Source organism: Atribacterota bacterium, assembly GCA_028703475.1.
GTDB lineage: Bacteria > Atribacterota > Phoenicimicrobiia > Phoenicimicrobiales > Stramentimicrobiaceae > JAQVMU01.
Genome location: JAQVMU010000095.1, coordinates 1 through 4,751, shown reverse-complemented (window position 1 = coordinate 4,751; position 4,751 = coordinate 1). Strand labels below are relative to the sequence as shown.

The 4,751-nt window shown below is 33.7% G+C and carries 5 protein-coding genes; all 5 read right to left on the bottom strand.

The genetic code is table 11. The features are described 5' to 3' along the window. Positions 1-715: nitroreductase family protein (locus PHQ99_07860; protein ID MDD4289485.1), on the bottom strand; the 715-nt coding region annotated here is incomplete at its 3' end. Positions 716-753: 38 nt separating this feature from the next. Further along, positions 754-1,311 carry an L-2-amino-thiazoline-4-carboxylic acid hydrolase gene (locus PHQ99_07855; protein ID MDD4289484.1) on the bottom strand — a complete coding sequence of 186 codons (558 nt, stop codon included), beginning with the start codon at positions 1,309-1,311 and terminating at the stop codon, positions 754-756. Positions 1,312-1,360: 49 nt separating this feature from the next. Further along, positions 1,361-2,665: a TRAP transporter large permease gene (locus PHQ99_07850; protein MDD4289483.1), complete on the bottom strand. Its 1,305-nt coding sequence runs from the start codon at positions 2,663-2,665 to the stop codon at positions 1,361-1,363. Then, entirely contained in the window at positions 2,665-3,171 is a 507-nt protein-coding gene (locus tag PHQ99_07845) for a TRAP transporter small permease (GenBank protein MDD4289482.1), read from the bottom strand. Before PHQ99_07845 ends, PHQ99_07850 begins: the two co-directional genes overlap by 1 nt. Before the next feature lie 124 nt (positions 3,172-3,295). Continuing rightward, complete coding sequence (locus PHQ99_07840) at positions 3,296-4,354, bottom strand: TRAP transporter substrate-binding protein (protein MDD4289481.1); 1,059 nt, start codon at positions 4,352-4,354, stop codon at positions 3,296-3,298. Positions 4,355-4,751 lie beyond the last annotated feature (397 nt).

Here is a 4,751-nt window from a genome sequence, read left to right as displayed (position 1 = left end):
CTATCATCTTGGAAAGCCAGACACCCCCTAATCCAAGTGCATGAGCCATCAAAAGCATATGATCACCTGCTGCTGCTGCATCATATCCGGGATTCTGAGGAACCAGTTTAGCCTGCCCTACTACTTCAGCAATCCTGGTATCATAACACAGTACAATAACCACTGCATTTTTGACATGGATATCGCTCCAGATCATTTCAATTTCTTTAGGATCTTTTAATACAATAAATTTTAGATGGTCCAGATTACAACCTATTGGGGCTGCTCTGCCTGCTTCCAATATTTTTTTTATCATTTCTTCCGGTATTGGTTTATCAATCCAGTCCCTTATTGAACATCTTTCCTGTATTAATCTTTCAATAACCTCCAGCTCTTCTTTACTGTAGGGTTTATGTGGTTCAATCTGCCAATCAATCTTCTCTCCATTGCGAACCTTCTCAGCTAAATCACAATATTCTTTTGCCCATAGAATATCTTCCTCATCCATCGGAAGGCCTCTTTCTTCCCAAACATCGAAAGCCAATTGTGCCTGTAAACCAAAATTAGGTTTCGATTCACCTTTCCACTTTGTAATAAGCGAATAGAATGGAACCTCTATATTATGATGAACTCTTTCTCTAAGCAGTGCCCTGAGTAATTCTGGTTCTAGATTCATTAAATCTTCCTTCTCATAAGTAGGCCCGGCGTAATACTTTATTTTTCTTTTTTTCTCCACTAAATTCACTCTCCTCTTTTATCTTTTTACAAAATTTTTTATTTATCTATATAAGACCAGTCTTTGTCTTCGTCAAAAAAATCCTTCTGTTCCTTTTTTGTTGTATTTCGTATGATAAATTCACAATAATCATCCCCATCAGGAATAGATTTTTTATGAACCAGGGCAAAATCAGGATTATAGGCCATATATTTAGCTGGATCCACATAGCAATATAATCTACCTATCTCATCTTCTCCCATATCATGCCATAACTTACCCATAACACATCCATAAGACCTTAATCCTTCCTGACCATCTACTTGGGCATGTTCTACTTTTTCATGCATTCCATATTCAGGTAAATCCTCTTTATAATTTCCAATTTCATTGGTCAAACCCTGTTTTTTAACTTCCTCTTTTACCCCTCTTCCAATTCTCATACCATAATCCTTGATTGCCTTTAAAACTAATTTTTCCCCTTTTTCTTTACCTAGTTCATTTATGATAGTTTTGGCATAAGAGAGATGCAATAGTGCCATTCTTTTACAAGCTTTTTCTACTTGTTTTTTTGCATCATTTAAATCCACCTGTAAGTTATTATCTTGTTCATCCATGACTATTCCTCCTTTTGATTAGAGAATTTTTTATTTCTTGATTGCCGAATTATGCTAAACCCAATAACTGTGGTAAAAACAAGACAATTGCCGGAAAGAAGGTTATTACTAATAAAACAATCAATGCGGGCACAAAAAACTTCCATATCTCAGTAACTGCATTGCTGAAGGGCATCCCAACAACAGCGGAGGCAGCATAAAGAACTATTCCCACCGGTGGCGTAACCATTGCTAAAACTCCAGTGAAAACGAATACAGCTGCTAGATGATAAGGATGTACCCCTATGGGAATTAAAATTGCTGCAGCAATCGGTCCTAATAAAATCATAATCGGTCCATCATCCAGGAAACATCCCAGGAATAAAATCAGTAACTCAATCAATAAAAGAAGCAGATATTTGTTATCAGTCAATAAAAGAATATTTCGGGCCATTAACTTTATAATTCCAGTGCTGGTTAATGCATGACTTAGTGTAAAAGATGCACATATTAGAAACATAATTATTGCGGTCGAACAAGCACTATCGTAGATTGCTTTAGTAATCTGCTTTACTGAGGTAATTGTTCTGTAATAAAAAATCCCTAAAAGTATAGTCATCAGTACACCCATTACCCCTGCTTCTGTTGCAGTAGCTATACCTCCATATATAGATCCCAACACACTGATTGGGACTAATAATGCCGGTAAAGTTACAAAGAAACTTTTTACCAGGTTTATTATCGGTTCTTTAGGTACATTTGCAGATGGTTCATAATTATGTCTTTTTGACACTATATAATGACTTATTAATAATAGTATAGTAAATAATAATCCGACACCACCTACTGTTATCCATACAGTTAAAACCGGTAGATTAATTACAATTGCAAAGACCAAACCTGAAATACTAGGAGGTATCAAAGTGCCTAGGATACCAGAATAAGACAACAATGCAACCAAATATTTTGGTTTATAATTATACTTTTTCATTTGAGGAATTAATATCCCACCAACTGCAGCCGTTGTACCAACAGCAGAACCGGTTAATGCCCCTGTTGCAGCACAGGATAATGTCATAATCATTCCAGTTACGCCAACTTTAAATATTCTACTTGCTAATTTAATAAAAAAATTAACCAGGTAATCAGATATCTTTGTTTCATTCATAACTGAACCAAGTAAAATATAAAAATAAATTGCCAACAAGGGAAAGCTAAACCCAGCAGCTAAACGGTTAAATGGAAGTAGTAAGGTTGCCGATGGCCCCCCGAGGAACAATATAAAAAGAATCCCCATTAATATCATGGCAAAAGCAACGGGAATTCCCAATAAAATCAATATTAAAAAGCCTGCAAATATTAAAATTCCTATCATTATGCAACACCTGCCTGGTTATTTTCTTCTTTTAATTTTTTAATTTCATTAATTATTTTATATAAATATTTTAAAGACATTCCAAGAAATCCCATTGCTATTGTGGTAAATAAAATAATTGAATTCGGTATTTTAAGTGAAACTGTTTTCATTGTAGTTATAGTAGCCATTTGGAAACCAAAATAAGTTCCTAAAAGAGAAATAGACAGACATACCAGCCAGATAAGTATCTCGATATAACTACGGGTTCTGCCTTCATATTTATCAATTATCAAATTAACACTGTAATGACTTCCATCTTTCGATGCCTTACTGGCACCCCAGTATACTAAAAGCATATAGAAATAGAGTGATATCTCTTCATACCAGCCCATGGAATATTTCAAAAAATATCTGTTAAAAACAGCAAAAATACTTACTAGTAATAATAGAAGCGGGAAGATGGTTAAAATTTTATCTTCAACCCATGTAAAAATATTCACTAATTTCTCTAAAATCTTCAGCAATTTGTTTCTCCTTATTTTATCCCATCGAACATTTAGCTAAGATTATAAAATCTTTTTTAACAATCCATAAGAGGCAAAAATAAATTGTCTCTTATGGATTGTAAGAGTTAATGTCTGATGCTGATTATTTTGAATTTAACCATTCTGCAATAACCTCATCCTCCTGTGCCAAAGTTTCTAATATTTCAGGATCTATCTGTTCTCCATATTTATCTAACATTTTTGGCAATACATTTTTTCTTAGCTCTAACTTTTCTTCAGGTGTAATCATAACTACGCCTTCTGCTCCATCTTTTACTTCGCTGCTTAAAGAATAATCAGCTGAACCCAATGCCCAAATGCTTGAAACATTCATAGCACCAACAGCTGCTTGTCTTACAATGTTCTGATAAGCTGTAGGAAGTGAATCCCAGGATTTTTTACTCATGGCAATCCCTACAACTGATGAATAATGATCGGAACCAAAGTAGTAAGGAGCAGCTTCAATAAATTTCATCATGGTGTAAGCAGCTGGAGAATTTTCGGCAGCATCAACTGTTTTTAATTGTAAGGCGGTAAAACATTCAGAATATGGTAATGGAGTTGCAATTGCTCCCATGAAATTAAAGGCATCCACCTGTATTGGGCTTGCCATTGTTCTAATTTTCATGCCTTTTAAATCTTCAATTGAATTGATAGGTTTATTAGCAAAGATATCTCTTCTTCCCATTGGAGCCATACTTAATACCATTATTCCACTTTCTTCACTAGCCTTATCAAGCATCTTTTGAACTAAAGGAGTATGTTCTGTTGTTGATTTAAAAGCAAAATTCATTGCATTTACGCTGTTTTCAAACATAAAAGGAATATCAAAAGCATAAAGAGCATCTGTATATACTCCAAGGTTAGCAGACATGGTTACAACCAGGTCCAGAGTTCCCATTTGTAAAGATTGAAGACCGGCTTCTTCACCGGTACCCCATTCACCAGCCGGATACATTTTAATAGCTATATCGCCATCGCTTAAATAGTTCACACCTGACTCAAAAGCTTGTAATATCAACCCTGTTTCTCCCCAGATAGGTTCATCTGAAATCATGTTAAATTGATATTTTGGTTCACAATGTACAGGAGAGACTACTAACACAAATATTGCAATTACTAATAAGAATAATAGTATGCTATTTTTATCTGATTTTATCATCTTACTTTCTCTCTTTCTTTTCTTTTATAGATTTTCTACTACTACAATAATTACTTCAAAGAATCTTCATCTTTAACAAAATGTTATATCTTTTTCTATTTTTCTACTTTCCCTCCTTTCTTTTTTAATTATTGTGCAAATCATTGTTATAATAACAATATTTGTATTGTTTATTTCTGTTTTTATATTGATAAGATTCTCTACTTGAAAAAATTATATCTCTTTATTAAACACCGATATTGATGATTTTTCAATATTTTTTGAAAATTTTGTGAATTAAAAATTAAAAGTGCACACTTTTTTATATAATTTAAAGTTTAAAAGTGCACACCCTGTAACTATAATCTAAAACAAAAAGCATGAGAGGTTTTAGGTTATGGTTCAGATACACAGGAAA

Coding starts and splice junctions, on each gene's coding strand:
- PHQ99_07855 (MDD4289484.1), bottom strand. CDS start 1,311: ATGGATGAACAAGATAATAACTTACAGGTGGATTTAAATGATGCAAAA.
- PHQ99_07850 (MDD4289483.1), bottom strand. CDS start 2,665: ATGATAGGAATTTTAATATTTGCAGGCTTTTTAATATTGATTTTATTG.
- PHQ99_07840 (MDD4289481.1), bottom strand. CDS start 4,354: ATGATAAAATCAGATAAAAATAGCATACTATTATTCTTATTAGTAATT.